Below are 20,813 nucleotides of genomic sequence, written 5' to 3'. Positions count from 1 at the left end.
GGAAGGTCACTCACGAGAAAGAGGTATCGAGATGACTCGCAACCACGCCTCCCTGCTCCGCCCCCGCCTGGACAAGATCCAGCCCCGCAAGGTCTGAACTGCGGTAACTGATTGACCGCGCCGCCGCGGAAAGGGAACTCCCTTTCCGCGGCGCCGCCGATCGAGCACACTTCCGACGAAGGCGGGATTTCCATGGTTGTATCCGGACGGAGCCCGGTGGAGGCTCCCCGCGTGCCGGTGGTCGCCGTGGTCGACGAAAGGCTTCAGACCACCAGTCTGAGCCTGACGGTCGGTTACGGGGCCCGCAACGACCCGCCCGGTCTCGGCGGTGTCGCCCATTTGCTCGAACACCTGTTGATGTCGGTGCCGGCGGGCGGCGTGCCCTCGTTGTGCGAGCACGTCGAACGGCTCGGCGGCCACGCCAACGCCCTGACCGGCCCGGAGCTCATGCAGTTCTACGCGCAGGTGCACGCCGACGACGCCGACGAGATCGCCGAACTGCTGCTGACGGCCGTGCTGACCCCGGACATCGGCGCCGGCCACCTCGACGCGGAACGGGCCGTCGTCCTCCAGGAGCTCGCGACCGGTGCGGCCGACCCTGCCGACGCCGTGCAGGACGGCTTCGCCGCGGAGCTGTTCGCGGGCCACGAACTCGGCCGCCCCGTGGGCGGCGTTCCCGCGGAGCTCGGCGCCGTGACCGTTGAGGACGTGCGCCGTGAACACGCGGAGTCCTTCCTCTCCGCCCCGATGACGCTCGTCGTCGTGGGACCACGCGTGCCCAAGCCGCTCACCGGGGCACCCGGCGAGCCGCCGGGCACCCGTCTGACCGCCCGTGCGGCACCGGTCCCCGTCCGTCAGACGGCCCCTCCGGTCTGGCCCGCCGGCGCAAGCCTGTGCTGGGTCTGCGTGGGCGCGCCGTCACCTCCGGCGGGTCATCCGGACCAGCCCGCCTTCACGGTGCTCGCGAAGCTGCTGGGGTCCAGCCCGTCGTCCCTGCTCTACCGGGCGCTGCGCGGCGAGGAGGGGCTGGCGTACTCGTTCCAGGCCTGGAACCGCGGCTACAGCGACACCGGTCTCTGGCGCCTGCTCGCGGGCGTCGACCCCGGCAACGCGGGCAGGCTCCTCGAGGTCGTGCACGAGCTGCTCGACGGCCTCGCGGGCGCGGGGCCGTCGCCGGACGACCTCGACGCGGCACGCAGGCAGGCCACGATGAGTCTGGTGTGCGACGCCGAGGTGCCGCTGGAGTACGCGAACCTCATCGGCGCGCGCGGGTACGCGGGCACCGTCGCCTGGTCGGTGCCGGACGAGCTCGCGCGCCTGGCCGCGGTCACCACGGACGACGTCCGCGCCGCCGCCGCACAGGTGGCGGACGGTCTGCACGTCAGCGTGCGCCCGGAGGCGTCATGAGCGCCCCCGTCGTCTCCGGCTACCTCGCCTGGGCCAGGGAGTCCGGCCTGCTGGGCGACTTCCGCGGACTGTCCTATGTGGCCGATTCCTACACCGACCCGCTGACGGGCCGCAGGCAGGTGCTGGTCGAGCACTCCGAGCAGGCACTGACCGAGGACGCGGATCTCCTGGCGGCCTTCACCTCCGAGCTCGCCCGCCGCCACCCCGGCGCGACGGCCGCGCTGCTGCGCCTGGCCCCCGAGGTCGTGCTGCCCGAGCCGTGGCGCAGGCAGATCACCTACATCCGGCTGGACGTCGACGCCCACCCCGCCGGTGCCCTCGACGTGACGAGGGCTGACGCCGGCCACGACGGGCTGATCCGCGACTGGCTGGTGACGGCCTTCGAGGCGGCGTGCCGGGAGACCGGTCAACCCGTCGCGGACGCCCTCGCGGTCGCCGAGAACCTGCTGTCCCAGCCGGATCGGGTGTCGCTGCTGGTCTGGAACGGGGACGTGCCCGCCGGTCACGTGACGCTGCTGTGCGAGGCGCGGGACGAGGTGACCGGCGAGGACTTCGTCGAGCTGGTCGACAGCCTCGTCGAATCCGTCGTGGACGTCCGTCAGGCCACGACCGCCCTGAGCCGTGCGGCGGCCGACCACGCGACGGCGCTGGGACTGCCGTTGTACGGCAACGTGGTGCACGACGTCTCGACCGGCAAGGCCGACCGCGTCCTCGCCTCGCTGGCGAGGCTCGGCTGGAGGCCGTCCCACCGGTTCTGGCACGCACCGCTGGGGGAGTCGTCATGACACCGTTCGTGGACCGCCTCGACCTGGGGTTGATGCGCGACCTGCTCGGTGTCGGCGAGTACGAGTCCGATCGCGCCGTGTTGCGCGCGGCCCGTTCCGCGGCGCCACCGCTCCCGCAGACCGTGATCTCGGTCGCCGCGCGCGGCGAGACGCCGATCGGCAGCGGGAGCGCCGACGAACTGCGTCGTGCCCGTTCCCGCGCCGCCCGGTACGCGTCGCTGCACGAGGCGATCAGCGCCGTCACGCCGGCGCGGATGCTCAAGGGATCCTCCATCGCCCGCTTCTATCCGCCCGGTCTGGTCCGCGCCGGCAACGACGTCGACCTGCTCGTGCCGGACGAAGTCTCGCTGTGGAAGGCCGCGCGCGTGGTGTGCGACCGTGCCGAGATCACGTCGGCCGACGTCTCGGTGCTCTGCCTCGACGGCCGGGCGCACCTGGTGCTCGCCCTGTCGTGGGAGTCGGAGGACCCGCTGCTGGACCGGGACTTCCGTGCCGAGATCAGCACGCTCGCGCTCGTCGGCGACTACCGCCGGGTGAAGCCCAGGACGACGTTGCCGGACGACGGCCCACTGGCGGCACTGGTGTGCCTGGCGGAGGAGCGGTTCCAGCGCGAGTTCGGCGTCAGGGACGTTCTGGACACGCTGTTGATGTTCGACCACCACCCGCCGGGGCCTGCCGAGATCGCGGCCACCGCCGCCGAGTACCAGCGCGCCCCGGAACTGCTGGAGCTGTTGACGGCCGCGCTCGCCGTCCACGACTCGCCTGGGCTCGCCCAGGGCGTCGAGGCGCTGCGCGAGCCCGCCGCGGCCGAGGAACGGCGGCGGTCCGCGGCGACGCCCGACGTGCTCCCGGTCGTCGAAGCCCGGCTCGCGGCCGGACTGCCGGTGTACGGCCTGCCCCTGCGTGAGGCGCGGCGGGACTGGCCGGTGAGCCACCTGCACCGCGCGAACGGCCTGCACCTGCTCCGCACGCCCGTGGGCGACTTCCTGATGGTGGCGACCGAGGTCGTGTCCCCGGAGGACCACGAGGCGGCGTTGCGGGAACTGGACTCGCTGGACGAGGAGGAGCGGTGAACGTCGCCGTCGAGACTCAGGCGCTGCGCAGGGTGTTCGAGGGGCGTGGCGGAGAGGTCGTCGCACTCGGCTCGGTCGACCTGGCCATCGGCACGGGTGAGGTGCGTGGCCTGCTCGGTCCCAACGGGGCCGGGAAGACCACGCTGTGCAAGATCCTCTCCACCGTGCTGCTGCCGAGTGCCGGTGAGGTGCGCGTGCTCGGCCACGACGTGGCACGGGAGACGCTCGCCGTCAAACGGCTGATCGGCGTCGTCTTCGGCGGCGACCGCGGCCTGTACGGGCGGCTCGACCCGAAGCAGAACCTCCGGTTGTGGGGCGCGCTCTACGGGTTGCACGGCCGCGCGCTCGCCCGCCGGGTGGACGAACTGCTCGACCGCGTCGGTCTCACCGACCGGGCGAACGATCGCGTCGACGACTTCTCGCGCGGGATGAAGCAGCGCCTGCACCTCGCCCGCGGCCTCGTGAGCGATCCCGGCGTGCTGATCCTCGACGAGCCGACCTCCGGCATGGATCCGGTGGCGGCTCGCGACTTCCGCGTGCTGATCGGGGAACTGCGGACGGAGGGCAGGACCATCCTGCTGACGACGCACGACATGGCGGAGGCCGAGGCGGTCTGCGACCAGGTCACGCTCATCGACAACGGCACGCTGCTCGCGACCGACACGCCACAACGCCTGGCCGCCAGTCTGTCCACAGTGGAACGGATCGAGGCGGACGGGGTGCCGCCGGACGTGGTCGCGCGCATCCGCCCCATGCCGGGCGTGGCCTCGGTCCGCTCCTTCGCCCCCGAGCGGGTCGAGGTCGACACCACGTCCGCCGAAGGCACCCGGGAGGTGCTGACCTGCCTGGTCGGTGCCGGGGTGACGAGCGTGCGCACCGTGCGGCCCAGCCTGGAGGAGGTCTACCTCCACGTGATCGGCGACCGCGGGATGCTGGTGTCCAAATGAGACTGTTCTGGAGTGTCGCCCGGTTCCAGGCCGTGCTCGCGAGCCGGGCGCCGGACACCGTGCACGTGCTCGTCGTCGCGCCGCTCTACACCGTGGTGTTCCTCGCGATCAGCGACCACGCGGACCGCTCCGACCTCGCGCCGTACGCGGTGCTGGCCCCGGTGCTGATGTCGCTGTGGTCGCTCGCGCTGCTGACCGCGGGCGACCTGATCAGACGGGAACGCTCGCGCGGAACGCTGGAGGCGATGGTCGCCACGCCGGCCTCGTTCGCCGTGGTCGTGATCGCGAGGATCACCGCGGTCACGATGATCAGCCTGGTCAGCTTCGCCGAGTCGTGGGTGGTCGCGTTGCTGTTGTTCGACACCGTGATCGTGATCGAACACCCGGTGGCGCTGGTGTCCTGCCTGCTGGTGTCGGCACTGGCGATGGCGGGCACGGCGAGTGCCATGGCGGGTCTGCACGTCCTGGTGCCGACCGCGCGCACGCTGCAGAACACGCTGACGTATCCCATCTACCTCCTCGGCGGAGTCCTCGTGCCGGTCAGCTACCTGCCGGAGTGGCTGCAACCGCTCAGCCGGCTCGTGTTCCTGTCGTGGAGCGCCGACCTGCTGCGCGCGGCGCTGGCGCCCCAGCCCGTGACCGACCTGGTGCCGCGGCTCGGCGCCATCGCCGGGCTGGGGGCGGCCGGGTGCGCCGTCGGTGTCGTGATGATCGGCCGGATCCTGCGCAGGGTCCGGTTCACCGGAACGCTGGCTCGGTCCTGAGGAGGCCCGGATGACCTCTGTCGCCCACACGCTCGGCGTGGTCCGGTACAGCGCGGCCAACGCCTGGGCCGATTTCCGCGCCACGTACACCTGGTGGACCTGGGGGTTCGGCTGGCTCGGCCGCATGCTCGCCCAGGTGACGTTCTGCGCCTTCATCGGCGTGCTGCTCGACGACCCGGCGAGGATCCGCTACCTGGTGATCGGCAACGCGCTCATGGTCTGCGTCGTCGAGACCATGAGCGTTGTCGCGTCGAGCTCATGGGAACGCGCGGAGGGCACTCTGCCGTTGCTGAGCGCGGCGCCCGCGCGCATGGGCTGGGTGTTCTTGGGCCGCAGCCTCCAGTGGCCGATCAGCGGGTCGCTCACCGCGCTGGTGTCGTTGTTCGTGCTGTCGCCCTTCTTCGGTGTGCACTGGACGGTGGCGCAGGTTCCGGCACTGGCCGGGCTCGTTCTGCTCACGGCGGTGTCGAGCTATGCGGTGGGACTGTTCCTGTCGCCGTTCGTGCTGACCGCCGCCGGGGCGCGCAACATCGTGTCGAACTCGGCGTACCTGCTGATGATGGCGATCTGCGGGGTGGTGGTGCCGGTCGGGTACTGGCCGGGCTGGGTGCGCGCGGTGGCCCAGGCGCTGCCGCTGACGCACACGCTCGCGGCCGTTCGCGCGGTCGACGCCGGTGCTCCCGCCACGACGGTGCTCGGTCAGGCCGGTCTCGGCGTCCTGTGCGGCGCGGGATGGCTCGTCGCCGCGCTGGTCGCGTTCGCGGTGCTCGAAGAGCGTGCGCGACGCAACGACTCCTTCGACTTCACGGTCTGATCCCCGGCGGGTCACGATGTCGTCCCGCGCGCCGAACCGGTCGCGGGACGACGTCCTGGCAGGGTGACCTGATGATCGAGATCGTTGACCACGACCCCGGCTGGCGGGAGTGGTTCACCCGGCAGGGTGGCGCGTTGCGCACAGCGCTCGGCCCGGTGGCGGTGCGCATCGACCACATCGGCTCCACCGCCGTGCCCGGCCTGGCCGCGAAGCCCTACCTGGACGTGCAGGTGTCGGTGGCCTCGTTCCACCCGCTCGCGCTCTACCGAGATCCGCTGGAACGGCTGGGACTGCGGTTCCGTGCGGACAACCCTGAGCTGACGAAGCGCTACTTCCGCGAACAGGAGGGCACGCCGCGGGTCCACGTGCACGTGCGCAGGGCCGGCAGCTTCTCCGAGCAGCTTCCGTTGCTGATGCGGGACTTCCTGCGCGAGGACGACGCGTCCGTGCGTGAGTACGAGGCTGTGAAACGCGAAATCGCCGATCGGTGCGCCGACGCGCCGCAGCTGTACGCCGAGGAGAAACAGCCGTTCGTCTGGACGCTCGTTGCCCGTGCGGATGCCTGGGCGCAACGGATCGGCTGGGAACCCGGCCCCAGTGACGCGTGAAGGCCCGGCCAGCGTGGCCGGGCCTGTCACCTCGTCGTCCGCTCAGCCGCAGATCCGGCCGCGGTCCTCGCGCCACACCACGGCGACGGCCGGTCGAGGCTGCGACGAGCCGCCGTCCGGCCAGTGTGAGAACGGGTTGGCCGCCGTCGACCCGTCGATCTCGCCGGGGTGCTGGACGGACACGAGGACGAAGTCGTCGGTGACGACCGGCCCGCACGGTTCCCCGCCCGCCGGCACGGTGAGGAACTGTTTCACGTGGCCGCGGTGCTCGCCCTCGACCGGCACCGCGAACAGCCCGTCGTTGGACCGGAAGCCGTTGCCGTCACTGGTGATCCACAGATTGCCGAGTGAGTCGAACGTGACGTTGTCCGGGCAGGAGATCGGGCTGACCTGCGACTTGTCGTACCCGGCGAAGTAGGTGTCCGGTGCGTTCGGATCACCGCAGACCAGCATGAGCCGCCAGGTGAACGTCGTCGCGGTGTTGTCGGATCGGCATTCCTCGATCTCCAGGACGTGGCCGTGCCGGTTGTTGTGCCGTGGCGCCACTTCCGTGGCGCCTTCCTTGCCGGGAGTCACGCCCCGGCGGTTGTTGTTGGCGAGCGCGGCGTACACGCGGCGGTTGTGAAGGGAGGGCTCGACGTCCTCGGGGCGGTCCATCTTCGTGGCGCCCGCCGCGTCGGCGGCCAGCCGGGTGAAGACGTAGACCTCCTCCGCCGTGAAGCCAGGGACGAACGACCTGTCGTTGTGTGCGAGGGGGAGCCACTCGCCGGTGCCGTCGAACTCGCCGTCGCTCGGCAGCTTTCCCGTGCCGTCGATCTCGGCCGCGGGGCTGTTGCCGGTGAACCTGCCGACGTAGAGGGTGCCGGAGTCGAGCAGCCGCTTGTTGTGCTCACGTGCCCGCTTCGAGTCGCCGGGGAGGTAGTGCCCGTCGGTGACGAACTTGTAGATGTACTCGAAACGCTCGTCGTCACCCATGTACGCGGCCACCCGGCCGTCCTTGGCGACGATGACGTTCGCGCCCTCGTGCTTGATGCGGCCGAGCCCGGTGTGCTTGACCGGCGTCGATGACGGGTCGAGCGGGTCGATCTCGACGATCCAGCCGAACCTGTTGGCCTCGTTGGGTTCCTTGCCGAGGTCGAATCGGTCGTCGTGGTCCTCCCACCTGCGGGTCGTGGGGCCGGGGGCGAAGCCGTAGCGCGCGAGCCGAGTCCTGGTCGTCTCGTCGGTGATCTGGTCGGCGTTCGCGAAGCACAGCTGCAGGGCCTCCTCGCCGGACAGGATCGTGCCCCACGGCGTCATACCGCCCGAGCAGTTGTTCTGCGTGCCGAGCACCCTCCTGCCCGACGGGTCGGCGTTGGTCCTCAGGTACTTCGAGCCCGCGGCCGGTCCGCGCACCTCGAACGGCGTGGTGAGCGTGATGCGGCGGTTGTAGCGCTTCCGGTCCCGCGACACGACGAGTCCGCCTGTGGTGCGGTCGAGTTCGACCTGCACGACCGACAGCCCGTGCGCGGCCCAGCCGATCTCCGCCTGGAGTCTCGTGGCGCCGTTCTTCTCCGACCAGTCCAGGAACATCGAGGGCTCGGTCGTGTACTCGTGGTTGCTCACCATCAGCCAGCGGTCCCAGGCGCCCGGCACCGGGACCAGGCCGCAGTAGTCGTTGTTGTAGCCGAACTGCATGGCCTGCGCCTGAGGCGTCTGGGCGGCGAAGTCGAACTCCGGCGCGCCGTCGAGCACCGGGTCGCCCCACCGGATCACGATGTCCTGGCGGAACCCCTGCGGCACGACGATCTCGTCGAGGGTGTTGGGCCCCACCGGTTCGAAGCGCAGGCCGGCCGGGTCCGCGCCGGGCCGGGTTCCGCGCGGTGCGGCGGCGGCCGTGCCGGAGAACGCGAACGCTCCGGCGGCCGCGACGACCGCACCGGCCTTCAGCACGCCTCGGCGGCTCGCGACCTGGTGCACGACGTCGCCGAAGTACGGGTTGTCCGACGTGTTCGGCGCTTCGTGCGAGCAGGCGTCCCCGCAACGGAACTTGCAGGTGACTGCCTGCCGTCCGAGCGGATGGCCGACCGCGACCAGGGGCAGCATCCGGCGGCCCCGGCCGATGGGTGAGGACATGCGAAACCTCCGAAGTCGCGTGGCGTAAGGGAAGACCGGGCCCGATCACCCGGTGGCGCGCTTGTACCTGGGCACGAAGCTCTGCTGGGTGGAGTAGATGCTGAGCACCCCGCCCCAGTCGTGCCAGAGGAAGTTCGTGTCGATCGACGAGATCAGCCGCGCCCCGAAGTCGAGCGAGTCACGCTTGCGCAGCTCGATGTACGACCGGTCGACGCCTTCCCCGTGCCGTGGTCCGTGGAACTCGACGCCGTCGACTCCGTCGAGGTAGTCGGGCAGAGGCAGGAGCTCGCCGTCCTGCCAGATCTCCCAGCTGTGGTTGTACCGGTGCTCCGGCAGTTCGGTGTTGAGGAAGTGCAGGGACGGGTTGACCCTCGCCACGCCGCCCTCCGCGAGGATCCTGTTGCACTCAGCGAGAAACGCCAGCTTGTCGTCATAGAGGTACAGCGAGGCCATGCTGTAGACCACGTCGAACGACCCGTCGTCGAACGGCAGTGGCTTCGACGCGTCGCAGTACACGATCCGCGGCAGGTGGTCCACTCCCCGCCCGGAGGCGAGCGCGCGCAGCCGTTCCTCGTCGCCGTCCACGCCGGTCAGGTTGAAGCCCGTGATCTCGAGCGCCGAGCCGAACTCCTCCGCGAGGTCGAGCATCGCGACCCCGTGCCCGCACCCCGCCTCCAGCACGCGCGCCCGGCCCCTGCGCTCGATCACCCCGGAGACGAGCCTGCGGAGATCACCGAGGTACAGCTGTCCCTTGTCGAGCCCGCGATTGCGAACCATTGTCGTGCCTCCCGGTGATCGCTGAAGTTGAATGACGACTGCGGTGTCGATGCCCGCTGTGCGCGCCGGATCCCGTCAGCACGAACGGCGACAGGTGGGTGTGTTCTCCTGACACCGTCTTTGTAGACCGGCGGAAGCGAGGACCGCGGCGGACGGCGACGGATTTCCGTGCGGCGGAACCGGCCTTGACGTCGGCAGCACGCGCTGCCGACGTGGTTGCGGAACTCCGGGAGCCGCGCCACCAGCGCCGCGTCGCGAAGTGGCGCGCCTTCTCCACCACGCCGTTGCGCGTCATGCGGCCCGAGGACGGAAGCAGACCGTGGCCATCCGGTCGAACCGGCAGCCCTGGGTGACGCCGCGAGCTCGCGCACGACCTGATCGCTTTGTGAGCTGCTGCCCGGCGCCTTTATTAACGTCGTGCGGCTCGGCGGGAGATACGCGCTCGACCTGCAGGCCCTGGTGCCTAGTCCGCGCTCTACCTCGCATGCGAGGTTTTCCGGCTGACCCGATCGAGCGATTGACCGTTCGCGGGACCTAAGCCGCCGATGGTCAGGGTGTCCGTGTGTTGCGTCGATACGTGGCACTTGGATGGGATGATTGCTGACTCGTTGAAGGAGTCGATTTGGCAGAGAGCCGCCACAAGTAACTGTACGAGCGTCTGGGGGACCACGACTTCCAGTTGTTGGTCGGCGCGCTGTTGACTGCTTGGTTCGAGGGTTCGTCCCGCTGGCGCTGCAGCAGTCCGACGGTGGCAGGGACGGTCTGGTGAGGAACCCTCCGGAGGGGAGCGCACCCGCGGAGTGGCTCGTCTACCAGGTGAAGTGGTCGGCTGACGTTCGGCACAAGGATCCGGTCGGGTTGTCGGCACCGTCAGACGCGAGCTCACAGACCGGCTGCTCATAATCAATGAGCGTCACCTCAGGTCAGTTCCGTGAGGTCGTGACCGGGCTCAACGCGTTTGGCGTTGCGGTGTGGCTGCCGGAGGCCGGTGGTCCGGTGAAGCTGGGCAGTGCTGTGCATGAGGCGTTGATGGTGTTGTTGGGGTGCGCAGGCGCAGCGTGAGGTGGCGAGGGCGCGGCAGCGGGTGTTGGCGGCGATGCGTGCGCAGACGCGTGTGCAGGGCCGGTTTCTGGGTGGTCGTCCGCCGTATGGGTATCGGCTTGTTGATGGTGGTCGGCATCCGAATCCGGTGCATGGGCGGTGGGGTCGGCGGGTGCAGGTGTTGGCGCCGGATCCGGTGACGGCGCCGTGGGTGCGGTGGATGTTCACCGAGCGTGCTCGCGGTCGGACGGTGGCGTCGTTGGCGCGCGAGCTCAACGAGCAAGGCGTGGTGTGCCCGTCGGGCGCGGATCCGGAGCGGAATGCGCATAGGTCGGGGGAGCGGTGGATCGTCCGGACGGTGGCGATGATCCTGGAGAACCCGCGCTACACCGGCCGGCAGGTGTGGAACCGAAGCAGCACAACGGGTTACGGGCCTCGATGGCGTCCAGGCGGCCGCGGTTGAGGTGTGCTGCGGTGGAATCCGGTCAGCGAGTGGGAGATCTCCGAGCGGATCGCGCACGAGACACTCGTCGATGACGAGACCTTCGTCGCCGTTCAGGGGATGCGGGTGGCGAAGCCTGCAAAGGACGGCGAGGTACGGCGCTACCTGCTGGCGGGGCTCGTCGTGTGCGGGCTGTGTGGCAGTCGGATGGACGGGAACTGGGTTCATGGGCGAGCCGGCTATCGATGCCGGCACGGCTTCACCAGCGTCAAGCGACGGTCCGACGGCGAACCGCGGAACATCTACGTCCGAGAAGACCACCTTCTTGAGGCACTGCCACACCTGCTCGGGCGGGCCGCGGGAGCTGTGCAAGTAGGTGTGGGCGAAGACCTGGTCGATCAAGTCCGCGAGCAACACTTGCAGATTCACCACAGCGACCAGCGTCTTGAAATTCGACCCGCACCGCTAACGCTCAAGGCTGTGGAAACTGCCCGTCGCCCAGTTCAGTCGACGCTCGCTTTGGATTGGTGTGATGACATGAAAGTCGCCGAAATATGAATTACCCCACGGGATTCTGGTGAATCCCGCATGGAGTGCCAGTCAACTCGATTCAATCTTTCGTCGCCAAGTTATTTCGACCGGGGTCAAGAAATTTCGCGGCGAACTGCCGGACCGCACGCTGATCTGGAATCAGACCAGGACATCTGCAAGATGCTCGTCGCTTCGAATCGGCGCGGGTTGCTCATGGTCATCACCACGTGCGATTCAGGCTTCGATGACGACCGGGATGACCACCGGTCGGCGGCGGTATGTGCGTTGTGCCCACATTTGCACCTGCTGGCCGATGAGACGTTCGAACTCCGTCACGTCGGTGGTGCTCCTCTTCGCCGCGCCCGCGAGGGCCTTCTCGATGGCGGGGATCACCGGCAGGAACGTCGAGGCGTCGTGTTCGAAGCCGTGGGCGATGAAGTCGGGTGTGTCGTCGAGCCGCCCGGTGTCGGTGTCGATGATGGCGACTACGGTGATCATGCCTTCTTCGCCCAGCGTGCGGCGCTGCGCCAGGGAGTCCTCGGTGACGCCGCCGACGGTCTGGCCGTCGACGTAGATGTTGTGGATCTCGACCTGGCCGGTGACCGAGGCCCGGCCCTCGTGCAGGTCGATGACGTGGCCGTTCGCGGCGACGAGCACCTGGTCGCGGTCGACCCCGGTCTTGACGGCCAGCTCGGCGTTGGCCCGCAGGTGGCGCGCCTCGCCGTGCACGGGCAGGACGCTGGTGGGTTGGACGAGGTTGTAGCAGTAGACCAGTTCACCGGCGCTGGCGTGCCCGGAGACGTGGACCTTGGCGTTGCCCTTGTGCACCACGTTGGCACCGAGGTCGGTCAGGCCGTTGATCACGCGGTAGATGGCGTTCTCGTTGCCGGGGATCAGAGAACTGGCCAGCAGGACGGTGTCGCCCTCGACGATGACGATCTCGTGCTCGCCGGCCGCCATGCGGGACAGAGCGGCCATCGGCTCTCCCTGCGACCCGGTGCACACCAGCGTCACCTGGTGGGCGGGAAGCCGGTTGGCGTCCCTGATGTCGACGACGAGCCCGTCGGGCACCTTCAGGTACTCCAGCTCGGCGGCCAGACCCATGTTGCGGACCATGGAACGGCCGACGAAGGCGACCTTGCGGCCGTGCGCGGCCGCGGCGTCGAGCACCTGCTGGATGCGGTGCACGTGGCTGGCGAAGCTGGAAACGATCACCCGGCGCGGCGTGGTGCGGAACACCTCGTCGATCGCGGGCGCGAGATCGCGTTCCGAGGTGGTGAAGCCGGGCACGTCGGCGTTGGTGGAGTCGACGAGGAACAGGTCGACGCCCTCCTCGCCGAGGCGGGCGAAACCGCGGAGGTCGGTGATCCGCTTGTCGAGCGGGAACTGGTCCATCTTGAAGTCGCCGGTGTGCAGCACGAGACCGGCGTCGGTGCGGATGGCGATGGCCAGACCGTCGGGGATGGAGTGGTTGACGGCGAGGAACTCCAGGTCGAACGGCCCTCGAGTGAGCTGTTCGCCTTCCCGGACCTCGACCAGGACGGGCTTGATCCGGTGCTCGGCCAGCTTGGCGGCCAGGAACTTCAGCGTGAGCCGGGAGCCGATGACCGGGATGTCCCGTCGTTCCCGCAGCAGGTACGGGACGCCCCCGATGTGGTCCTCGTGGCCGTGGGTCAGCACGATGGCGACCACGTCTGCCAGCCGGTCCCGGATGCAACTCCAGTCCGGGAGGATCACGTCGACGCCGGGCTGGTGCTCCTCGGGGAACAGGACCCCGCAGTCGACGATGAGCAGCTTGCCCTCGTGCTCGAACACGGTCATGTTCCGGCCGATCTCACCGAGGCCGCCGAGGGCGATGACCCGCAGGGCATCCGGGGCGAGTGCGGGCGGAGGGGTGGACGTTCGAGCCATGGTCACACCCTCACGTTACGTGAGAGTTATCTGTGAGAGGAAATCGGCGACGCGGGCCAGGCGTGATGTTCGTCAGTTCGAGGGCAGGTGGGACCGCAGTGTCGTGGCGAAGTCCTCGGCGATGCGCAGCTGCGCGCGCAGCTGCTGGCAGCGTTCGTCGGCGGCGGTCCAGAACCCAGAGAGGCGGTCGAGGTGCATGTCGCGATCGGGATCGTCTCCGGTGGACAGTGCGTCGAGGATGCCGAGCAGCTCGCGCATCTCCTCGAGGTGGAAGCCGAGCGGTTTCATCCGCTTGATCACGTCGAGGCGTTGCACGTCAGGCTCGGTGTAGAGACGGAAACCGCCCTGGCTGCGCGCGCTCGGCACCACCAGGTCGACCTCCTCGTAGTACCGGATCGTGCGCAACGACAGACCGGTCCTCTCAGCCACCTCGCCGATCTGCATGTGCTCGCCCACAACATCCCTTCCCGAACTGCGTCACGATCACCAGCCATTCTGGTGCTCGTACCCCCACTCGTGACTCCGGGGGCAGGTCCAGATTACCGTCACGTGAGGGTAGAGTTTGGCGAGATGTCGTCTACCCCGAAGGATCGCGAATGACCACCGCCACCCCGGTGACCGCCTCGTCCGCAACCGTGCTCGTGGAAGCGGAACGCAGGCGCACCTTTGCGGTGATCAGCCACCCGGACGCGGGCAAGTCGACCATGACTGAGGCGCTGGCCCTGCACGCGAAGGTGATCTCCGAGGCCGGCGCGGTGCACGGCAAGGCCGGTCGGCGCGGTGTGGTGTCGGACTGGATGGAGATGGAGAAGGCGCGCGGGATCTCCATCACGTCCGCCGCGTTGCAGTTCTCCTACCGCGACTGCGTGATCAACCTGCTGGACACTCCCGGCCACGCCGACTTCTCCGAGGACACCTACCGGGTGCTGTCGGCGGTGGACTGTGCGGTCATGCTGCTCGACGCGGCCAAAGGCCTGGAGCCGCAGACCCTCAAGCTGTTCGACGTCTGCCGCTACCGCGGCATCCCCGTGATCACGTTCATCAACAAGTGGGACCGTCCCGGCCGGGACGCGCTGGACCTGTGCGACGAGCTGGGCGAGCGGATCGGGCTGCAGGCGATGCCGCTGACCTGGCCGGTCGGCGACGCCGGCCACTTCCGCGGCGTGCTCGACCGCCGCAGCGGGCACTTCGTGCGCTACCAGCGCACCGCGGGCGGAGCCACCGCCGCGGGCGAGGAGCACCTGCTGCCGAGTCAGGCCGAAGCCGAGGAGGGCGCGGGCTGGACGCGTGCCTGCGAGGAAGCGGAACTGCTCGGCGCGTCCGGCGGTGAGTTCGAGCTCGAGCGGTTCCTCGCCGCCACGGCGACACCGGTGCTCTTCGGGTCGGCGGTGCTCAACTTCGGTGTGCGGCAGCTGCTCGACCTGCTCGTCGAGATCGCGCCCCGCCCCACCGCGCGGCCGGATGCCGCCGGTGATCCGCGCAAGCTGGACGCGCCGTTCTCGGCGTTCGTGTTCAAGGTGCAGACGGGCATGGATCGCGCGCACCGCGACCAGATCGCGTTCGCGCGTGTGTGCTCCGGTGTGTTCGAGCGAGGCATGGTCGTGACCAACGCCGCCACGGGCAAGCCGTTCGCCACCAAGTACGTGCAACAGGTCTTCGGCCAACAGCGCTCCACCTTGGACACGGCCTTTCCCGGTGATGTGATCGGGTTGGTCAACGCCACCGCGCTGGGCGTGGGCGACACCCTGCACGCGGGCAAACCCGTGGTGCGTTTCCCTGGTTTGCCCAGCTTCGCGCCGGCGCACTTCGCCGTCGCGCGACCGGCGGACCTCAGCCGCTCCAAGCAGTTCCGCAGAGGCATCGAGCAATTGGAGTCCGAAGGCGTCGTGCAGATCCTGCGTTCGTTGCGTCGCGGTGACGGGGCACCGGTGTTCGCCGCGGTCGGTCCCATGCAGTTCGAGGTCGCGGCACATCGCCTCGAAGCGGAGTTCAAGTCGCCCGTGCGGCTGGAACCGTTGCCCTACACCGTCGTGCGCCGCCTGGCCGACCCCAAGCAACGGTCCCTGGTGGACGGCAACCGCACCGAGGTGCTCACCCGCACCGACGGCGTGGACCTCGCCCTGTTCGTCGACTCCACCGCGCTGGGCGTCATGCGGCGCCTGCATCCCGAGGTGCGACTGGAGTCCCTCGTCGCAGGAACCGACGACTGACCGTCCTTCGCTGGGGGAGAAGTCTGCGCTGCACCTGGAGGAAGCGGATCGCTACTGCAGCTCTGTGTTTGAGCCACGAGACCGTCCGCGGGTGCGTCTGCGAGATTGTGCCGTCGGCGGAACCGGACAACCTCCAGCGCTTCACGGACGTGCTGGTGGAACCGGAAGCGGTGCCAGCCTACGACCCGAGCTGGCGCAACGGGCTCACAGAAGAACAATGCCGTACTGACCGCACCATGACCTTCCCGGCGTAGCGGCCGCGTCGTGGATCGCCATGACCAGATTCGCCACTCAGGCCAGCACGACCTGGAGCAGATAGGCACCTGGTGATCACACAAGCCACCTGAACAGGGCCAAAGCATCAGCTGCACGGTTCACCGTCGTGCGGGTCCGCCGCTGAGAAACGAGGCGCTGTCAGAGTCTGATCAACGCCTGGACCGGGAGGTGGTCGGACGGGAGCCGGCCACCTCGCTGGAAGGTGTTGATCGCCGCGGCCAGGAGCACCCGGACGCCTCGGATGAGAATCCAGTCGATGCGCGACCCGTTCGGCACGAGCGGCCGGTAGCCGTGGAACGTCGCGTAAAGCGGGGTACGGCGTTCCACGGTGGCGAGCCAGGAGTCGGTCAGGCCCGTCCCGCTCGTCAGGATGTCGTGTGTGGGCGCGGCGGGTGCGGCGTTGAAGTCACCGGTGAGCACAACTGGCAGTCCCGGCGCGATGGCACCGACCCGGTCACGCACCAGCTCCGCGCTGCGCAGGCGGGAGGTCTCCGACTCGTGGTCGAAATGAGTGTTCACGACGACGAACTGCTTGCCTGTCACGCGATCGGTGAACCGCACCCACGTGACCATGCGGATCACCTTGTTCCCCCACGACTTCGAGCCCATCACGGTCGGCGTCGCGGACAGCCAGAAGTGGTCGAACTCAAGGGGATCGACCCGCGAGCTGTCGAAGAAAACGGCCGTGAACTCGTCCCTGCTGCCCCCGGCCCTGCCGACACCGATCCAGTCGTACTGCGCGGGCAGGTCGCGCTCGATGTCCTTGAGCTGAGCGAAAAGGCCCTCCTGCGTGCCGATCACGGTCGGCTGCTCGCGCCGCAGCAGCTCGGCCATGATCGGCCGTCTGGTTGTCCACGAGTTCGGTTCGTGGAGCGAGGCGTATCTCAGGTTGAACGACATGATGTGCAACGAATCGCCGCGTGCGGGTCCGATCAACGGCCGTTCGGAGGCCCCCGCATTCCCTGCGTTCATCAGGTTTGCTGCCAACAGGATGACGCAGACCAAGACTCGCACGGCTAACTACCTCCGACGGCAGGGACGTCTTTCTCACAGTGACGCGCACCTGCTGCCCGCGTTGCGTGGGGTTGTGTTGGCCTTCCGTGCCTGAAAATGCGTCTTTGCAGTTCAAGCGTGTAGTAGCTGTTCAGTCCGAACGGTCGCACCTCGTCTCGATACGCTTCACGCCACCGTGGATGTTGCGAGGCCCGGGATCCGGTCACGACCCGCGGCGGCGTCCGAGCAAGCCCAGCACCTTGACCACGAGGACGATGGTCGAGATGACGCCGGCCGCCCACAGCAGGATCTCGCCCAGGTCGGTTTCCTCGTCGGGGTCCGGGTCGATCGGACGGGGGCCGAACGCCTCCTGCAGCTGCCCCCTCGTGCCGCCCAGGGTGACGCCGTTGAGGACGACCACGATCTCGTCCACTTCCTCCACGTAGGTGTTCCAGACCCGGTTCTCGTCAGGCGACAGGACGGGCCCTCGCCGCCGGCTACAGCTGGGAAAGGGCAGCCGCCCGCCACGTGCTCCTTTACGCGGCCTGCTGGGGTAGACCCGTTCGCGTGGCCCGTCGCGGCCAAGTGGTCAACCGCGTTCCACAGGGGTGTGCGGGAGCGAGTGCATCCGGGACACGTGACAGCCGCGCGACTGCTTCACCCACCTGCTCGAGGTTTCGTCTGTGAGCTGGCAGAACCCTGCACTCGCCGGCTGAGCAGTGGTGATCGTGCGGCGTGGCCTCGGTGTGGGGTGCCAGAACTCTGCACACATGCGTTGAGCCGCGGTGGTCGGGCGCTGTCGTTCGGTCGGCATGATCGTGGGCGTGGCGCTGCGACTGCTGTACCTCGTCTTTGACCAGCTGGGTGGCTGGCTGGTCCTGCTCTGCCGGTCTTCGGCGGCGAAGGACGTCGAGTTGTACTAGGCGCTGAACACACCGACAGCGAGACCGCGCAGCACCTGATCGCCCTCTACCGCCGCCGACTGCGGCTCTGACTTTTGTCCTCGCCTGCGCCTCCGGGGACAAGATCGAAGTTCGGCACCGTGGCATTGTCGCGGCAGGTTTCCAGCACACCAACACGGCTCCTGGACAATCCACAGAGTATCAAGTCGAATCGGCGTTGACCTGGGCTGATGGGAGCGCGCTGCCCAAGCGGGCGATTGGCGAGGGAGATGATCTCCTGGCGCCCTGATTGATCACTGGGCAGTATGGGAAACATGCCTGCCATTCCCGAGAGCTCCGCCGTCATCGCCGATGTGGCCGTGGAGAACGACTACGACGGCTTCGCCGAGGCGTACACGGCCGAGAACGAGACCAGCCTCCTCAACGCCTACTACGTCCGGCCCGCGATCGTGGACCTGGCCGGCGACGTGGCCGGTCGACGAATTCTCGACGCCGGCTGCGGTGCTGGTCCTGTGTCCGCAGCGCTACGTGATCGGGGAGCCGTCGTGAGCGGCTTCGACCGCAGCGCCAAGATGGTGGAGCTGGCCCGGCAGCGGCTCGGCGACGACGCGGACCTGCGGGTCGCCGACATAACAGGCCCGCTGCCGTACCCCGACGGCGCGTTCGACGACGCCGTCGCCGCTTTGGTGCTGCACTACCTGGAGGACTGGACCGCACCTCTGGCCGAGCTGCGGCGGGTGCTGAAGCCCGGTGGCCGGCTGATCGTGGTCGTCAACCACCCCGTCCTCCTCAAGATGGTGCATCGCGAGACTGACTACTTCGCGACCACCAAGTGGTCCGACGGGTACGACTTCAACGGCCAGAAGGCCGTGCTCACCTACTGGCACCGGCCGCTGCACGCGATGACCGATGCCTTCACCGCAGCAGGCTTCCGCACCGCCGTCATCAGCGAGCCGCCTCCGGCGCCGGAAGCCCACGAACTCTTTCCCGACGAGATGGCGATGTTCCCCTCCGGGGCCTTCCTGAGCTTCATCTTCTTCGTCCTGGAGGCCGCCTGACCACGGCGTGGCGCACGGGTGTAGGCGCGGGCTATGGCGTGTCCGAAGTGGCGTTCCACCCAGGTGAGGGTGGTGTGCCGGAGCCAGTGGGTGGACACGCCTTGCACGGCTGCCCATGGCAGATGGTCGCCGACTCTGCGCCATAGTCCGTTCCAGCGGCGGCTGGTGATCGGTGTTCCGTCGCGATGGCGGAGCGGTTGGTCGGGTGAGGGTCTGCCGTCACCACGTTGATCGCGGTGGCGGAGCAGGGCCGTGATCAGGGTGGGGCTGGCGGGTTGCCAGCGGATTGTGTAGTTCTTTTCCCGCAGGCGAAGCAGACACCAGTGAGGATCGACGTCGTCCTCGCGGAGCGCGAGTGCTCCGCCGCGGCGGCAGGCGGTCTCGGTGTGCAGTCGCAGGATGAGTGTGTCGAGTGGAGTGTCGCTACCTGTCGTGGCGACAGTGTCGTTGATCGCGGTCAGTTCCGGATTGGTGAGTGCTCTGCGTAGTGAGCGTTGCCGGCTGGGTTTCGGTATGGCTGCGGCTGGGTTGCTCTGCGCCGGAAGGATTTCGTCGCGAATCGCGTGTGTGAAGATGGTGCGCATCGCGGCGAGGAGATGCTCGCCGGTGCTGTGGCCGCCGCGGTCGGTTCGCCTGACAATGCGCGTCTCCATAGTTTGGCGCATCAGGATCTCGATGTCGGTGGCGTCGCACTGATCAAGTCGTCGGCCTTCGAACGCGGCGATGATCTGTGCCCAGTAGGCGCGGCGTGCTCCTGGGCCGAGGAGCGCGGGTGCGGGCCCTCGTCCGCACCCCCTGAGTCCGATCGAGCGCGGGCGCTGGCCGCTCGAGGCGTCGAGTTGGCGACCGTCCGGATCGGCGATCGGGCGTCACTGGCCGCCGCGCTGGAGGGGGTCGACGCGTTCTACTTCATGACCCCGGAGGTGAACAGCCTCGGGGAGGCCGAGGAGGAGGTCCGAGTGGGCACCGCCCTCGTCGATGCGGCTGCCGCTGCGCGCGTGCCGCACGTCGTGTTCAACTCGGTCTTCGGGGCGGATCGCGAAACGGGCGTGCCGCATCACGACTCGAAGCACCGGATCGAGGAGTACCTGAAGCTGTCCGGCCTGAAAGCCACGATGGTTCGCGCGGCTGCCTTCATGGAGAACTTCGTGACCGTGATGGCGCCGAGCATGGAGGACGGCACGATCGTGCTGAGGCTGCCGCTGCCGGACGACATCGCTCTGAAGATGGTCTCGATCAAGGACATCGGCCGGGTCGCCGCCGCGATTCTGCTCGGCGTCGCGGAGTGCCTGGCGGTGTCGTCGAGGTCGTCGGCGACGAGCCGACGAGCCCCGAGATCGCCGCCGCGTTCGGCGCGCGCCGGGCTGCCGTCACGCTACGAGGCCCTGCCGCTGAGCGACCTCGACAAGGCTATGTTCCGCCAGTTCGCCGAGGCGTCGGAGCACCCGTCGGACCTCGCAGCGGCGAAGGCCGTCGAGCCGGACATCTGGAGCCTGGCCGAGTGGATCCGCTTCACCGGCTGGACCGCACCCGCGGAGCGGGTTCGTTCCTGACACTTGTCACCGCACCGGAGAGCCCCGTTGTCGATCTGGCGTTCGCCTTCTTCGTCGTACGGTAGGAGGCCCACCCGCCGAGGGGGCCCGTACCCGAGGGGTTGACGACGTGGCGAAGTACATGATTCTCATCTACGGCGACGCCGAGCAGTGGGACTCGATGACCGGTGAGCAGTGGGAGGCGCACAACGCCGGCCACGCGGCGTTCGCGGCGAAGGCCGGTACCCGCGTCCTTGACGGCCGGCAGCTCGAGACGGCTCCGACGGCCACTTCGCTGCGCGCGGACGCGCGCGGCCAGATCCACACCACCGACGGGCCGTTCCTGGAGACCAAGGAAGGGCTCGGCGGGTACTACCTGGTCGAGGCGGCCGACCTGGACGAGGTGCTGGAGCTTGCGAAGCTGTTGCCCGAGCTGAACTACGCGCACAGCGGCCTGGAGATCCGTCCCGTGGTCGAGCGCGGATGAGCGGTGCGGACGACGTGGTCGTGGGGGGGGGGGGGGGGGGGCCCCCCCCCCCCCCCGCCGCGGGGGGGGGGCCCCCGGCCGGGGGGGTTCAAACCCCCACACTTTTTCGGCGTTGCCCCCACCCCTCCTCAGGTGTGGCC

19 protein-coding genes are annotated in these 20,813 nt (G+C 68.8%); 13 read left to right on the top strand and 6 right to left on the bottom strand.

What is annotated here, in order from left to right:
• The first annotated feature begins 216 nt into the window (after positions 1-216).
• From ACH413_RS33645 to ACH413_RS33615, 7 genes are all read left to right on the top strand, one after another.
• Positions 217-1,407 (top strand): pitrilysin family protein, encoded by a 1,191-nt coding sequence (locus tag ACH413_RS33645; protein ID WP_360044663.1) that lies wholly within the window; start codon positions 217-219, stop codon positions 1,405-1,407.
• A complete protein-coding gene (locus ACH413_RS33640) occupies positions 1,404-2,192 on the top strand; it encodes a hypothetical protein (protein ID WP_360044660.1) in 789 nt (262 codons plus the stop codon). The genes ACH413_RS33645 and ACH413_RS33640 overlap by 4 nt, the downstream gene beginning before the upstream one ends.
• On the top strand, positions 2,189-3,265 hold the full coding sequence (locus ACH413_RS33635) for a hypothetical protein (RefSeq protein WP_360044658.1): 1,077 nt from the start codon (positions 2,189-2,191) through the stop codon (positions 3,263-3,265). Before ACH413_RS33640 ends, ACH413_RS33635 begins: the two co-directional genes overlap by 4 nt.
• The gene (locus ACH413_RS33630) at positions 3,262-4,212 is read left to right on the top strand and encodes an ABC transporter ATP-binding protein (protein ID WP_360044655.1); all 951 of its coding nucleotides are present in this window, start codon (positions 3,262-3,264) and stop codon (positions 4,210-4,212) included. Before ACH413_RS33635 ends, ACH413_RS33630 begins: the two co-directional genes overlap by 4 nt.
• Complete coding sequence (locus ACH413_RS33625; protein ID WP_360044652.1) at positions 4,209-4,976, top strand: ABC transporter permease; 768 nt, start codon at positions 4,209-4,211, stop codon at positions 4,974-4,976. Before ACH413_RS33630 ends, ACH413_RS33625 begins: the two co-directional genes overlap by 4 nt.
• Positions 4,977-4,986: 10 nt before the next feature.
• Positions 4,987-5,790 (top strand): ABC transporter permease, encoded by an 804-nt coding sequence (locus ACH413_RS33620; RefSeq protein ID WP_360044649.1) that lies wholly within the window; start codon positions 4,987-4,989, stop codon positions 5,788-5,790.
• Between the two features lie 71 nt (positions 5,791-5,861).
• Positions 5,862-6,398 carry a GrpB family protein gene (locus ACH413_RS33615; protein WP_360044646.1) on the top strand — a complete coding sequence of 179 codons (537 nt, stop codon included), beginning with the start codon at positions 5,862-5,864 and terminating at the stop codon, positions 6,396-6,398.
• Positions 6,399-6,440: 42 nt separating this feature from the next.
• Here the strand turns inward: ACH413_RS33615 and ACH413_RS33610 are convergent, their stop codons facing one another.
• Positions 6,441-8,513, bottom strand: coding sequence for a PhoX family phosphatase (locus tag ACH413_RS33610; RefSeq protein WP_360044643.1), 2,073 nt, complete (start codon positions 8,511-8,513; stop codon positions 6,441-6,443).
• A gap of 45 nt (positions 8,514-8,558) precedes the next feature.
• Positions 8,559-9,290 carry a class I SAM-dependent methyltransferase gene (locus ACH413_RS33605; protein WP_360044640.1) on the bottom strand — a complete coding sequence of 244 codons (732 nt, stop codon included), beginning with the start codon at positions 9,288-9,290 and terminating at the stop codon, positions 8,559-8,561.
• Positions 9,291-10,386: 1,096 nt separating this feature from the next.
• Between ACH413_RS33605 and ACH413_RS33600 the strand changes: the two genes are divergently transcribed.
• The gene (locus tag ACH413_RS33600) at positions 10,387-10,794 is read left to right on the top strand and encodes a recombinase family protein (RefSeq protein WP_360044637.1); all 408 of its coding nucleotides are present in this window, start codon (positions 10,387-10,389) and stop codon (positions 10,792-10,794) included.
• Positions 10,795-10,797: 3 nt separating this feature from the next.
• Positions 10,798-11,331 (top strand): zinc ribbon domain-containing protein, encoded by a 534-nt coding sequence (locus ACH413_RS33595; protein WP_360044634.1) that lies wholly within the window; start codon positions 10,798-10,800, stop codon positions 11,329-11,331.
• 207 nt (positions 11,332-11,538) lie between these two features.
• Here the strand turns inward: ACH413_RS33595 and ACH413_RS33590 are convergent, their stop codons facing one another.
• Together ACH413_RS33590 and ACH413_RS33585 are read right to left on the bottom strand one after the other, a co-directional pair.
• Positions 11,539-13,215: a ribonuclease J gene (locus tag ACH413_RS33590; RefSeq protein ID WP_360044631.1), complete on the bottom strand. Its 1,677-nt coding sequence runs from the start codon at positions 13,213-13,215 to the stop codon at positions 11,539-11,541.
• A 72-nt stretch (positions 13,216-13,287) separates the two neighbouring features.
• Positions 13,288-13,659 carry a MerR family transcriptional regulator gene (locus tag ACH413_RS33585; protein WP_360045095.1) on the bottom strand — a complete coding sequence of 124 codons (372 nt, stop codon included), beginning with the start codon at positions 13,657-13,659 and terminating at the stop codon, positions 13,288-13,290.
• Between the two features lie 152 nt (positions 13,660-13,811).
• On the opposite strand from ACH413_RS33585, the gene ACH413_RS33580 reads away from it, so the two are divergent.
• Positions 13,812-15,425, top strand: a complete 1,614-nt coding sequence (locus tag ACH413_RS33580; RefSeq protein ID WP_360044628.1) for a peptide chain release factor 3 — start codon at positions 13,812-13,814, stop codon at positions 15,423-15,425.
• 414 nt (positions 15,426-15,839) lie between these two features.
• Here the strand turns inward: ACH413_RS33580 and ACH413_RS33575 are convergent, their stop codons facing one another.
• Positions 15,840-16,601: an endonuclease/exonuclease/phosphatase family protein gene (locus ACH413_RS33575; protein WP_360044625.1), complete on the bottom strand. Its 762-nt coding sequence runs from the start codon at positions 16,599-16,601 to the stop codon at positions 15,840-15,842.
• Positions 16,602-16,917: 316 nt separating this feature from the next.
• Positions 16,918-17,136: a hypothetical protein gene (locus tag ACH413_RS33570; protein ID WP_396425399.1), complete on the bottom strand. Its 219-nt coding sequence runs from the start codon at positions 17,134-17,136 to the stop codon at positions 16,918-16,920.
• A 774-nt stretch (positions 17,137-17,910) separates the two neighbouring features.
• On the opposite strand from ACH413_RS33570, the gene ACH413_RS33565 reads away from it, so the two are divergent.
• The 3 genes from ACH413_RS33565 to ACH413_RS33555 all read left to right on the top strand — a co-directional run bounded on the left by ACH413_RS33565 (position 17,911) and on the right by ACH413_RS33555 (position 20,673).
• Positions 17,911-18,654, top strand: a complete 744-nt coding sequence (locus ACH413_RS33565) for a class I SAM-dependent methyltransferase (RefSeq protein ID WP_360044618.1) — start codon at positions 17,911-17,913, stop codon at positions 18,652-18,654.
• Between the two features lie 596 nt (positions 18,655-19,250).
• Positions 19,251-20,207, top strand: coding sequence for an NmrA family NAD(P)-binding protein (locus tag ACH413_RS33560; RefSeq protein ID WP_360044615.1), 957 nt, complete (start codon positions 19,251-19,253; stop codon positions 20,205-20,207).
• 109 nt (positions 20,208-20,316) lie between these two features.
• Positions 20,317-20,673 carry a YciI family protein gene (locus ACH413_RS33555; RefSeq protein WP_360044612.1) on the top strand — a complete coding sequence of 119 codons (357 nt, stop codon included), beginning with the start codon at positions 20,317-20,319 and terminating at the stop codon, positions 20,671-20,673.
• The last annotated feature ends 140 nt before the right edge of the window (positions 20,674-20,813 follow it).

Origin of the sequence: Lentzea sp. NPDC020367, assembly GCF_044387305.1 — a bacterium.
In the GTDB taxonomy this organism is placed as follows: domain Bacteria; phylum Actinomycetota; class Actinomycetes; order Mycobacteriales; family Pseudonocardiaceae; genus Lentzea.
Note: the sequence above shows the minus strand (reverse complement) of the source record. Positions and strands in the feature narration are given on the sequence as shown.

Excerpts from the sequence above, each read along its gene's own strand:
- ACH413_RS33590 (WP_360044631.1), bottom strand. The coding sequence starts at position 13,215 with ATGGCTCGAACGTCCACCCCTCCGCCCGCACTCGCCCCGGATGCCCTG.
- ACH413_RS33620 (WP_360044649.1), top strand. The coding sequence starts at position 4,987 with ATGACCTCTGTCGCCCACACGCTCGGCGTGGTCCGGTACAGCGCGGCC.
- ACH413_RS33635 (WP_360044658.1), top strand. The coding sequence starts at position 2,189 with ATGACACCGTTCGTGGACCGCCTCGACCTGGGGTTGATGCGCGACCTG.
- ACH413_RS33560 (WP_360044615.1), top strand. The coding sequence starts at position 19,251 with ATGCTCGCCGGTGCTGTGGCCGCCGCGGTCGGTTCGCCTGACAATGCG.
- ACH413_RS33640 (WP_360044660.1), top strand. The coding sequence starts at position 1,404 with ATGAGCGCCCCCGTCGTCTCCGGCTACCTCGCCTGGGCCAGGGAGTCC.
- ACH413_RS33625 (WP_360044652.1), top strand. The coding sequence starts at position 4,209 with ATGAGACTGTTCTGGAGTGTCGCCCGGTTCCAGGCCGTGCTCGCGAGC.
- ACH413_RS33585 (WP_360045095.1), bottom strand. The coding sequence starts at position 13,659 with ATGCAGATCGGCGAGGTGGCTGAGAGGACCGGTCTGTCGTTGCGCACG.
- ACH413_RS33565 (WP_360044618.1), top strand. The coding sequence starts at position 17,911 with ATGCCTGCCATTCCCGAGAGCTCCGCCGTCATCGCCGATGTGGCCGTG.
- ACH413_RS33615 (WP_360044646.1), top strand. The coding sequence starts at position 5,862 with ATGATCGAGATCGTTGACCACGACCCCGGCTGGCGGGAGTGGTTCACC.
- ACH413_RS33600 (WP_360044637.1), top strand. The coding sequence starts at position 10,387 with ATGCGTGCGCAGACGCGTGTGCAGGGCCGGTTTCTGGGTGGTCGTCCG.
- ACH413_RS33605 (WP_360044640.1), bottom strand. The coding sequence starts at position 9,290 with ATGGTTCGCAATCGCGGGCTCGACAAGGGACAGCTGTACCTCGGTGAT.
- ACH413_RS33610 (WP_360044643.1), bottom strand. The coding sequence starts at position 8,513 with ATGTCCTCACCCATCGGCCGGGGCCGCCGGATGCTGCCCCTGGTCGCG.
- ACH413_RS33575 (WP_360044625.1), bottom strand. The coding sequence starts at position 16,601 with ATGTCGTTCAACCTGAGATACGCCTCGCTCCACGAACCGAACTCGTGG.
- ACH413_RS33580 (WP_360044628.1), top strand. The coding sequence starts at position 13,812 with ATGACCACCGCCACCCCGGTGACCGCCTCGTCCGCAACCGTGCTCGTG.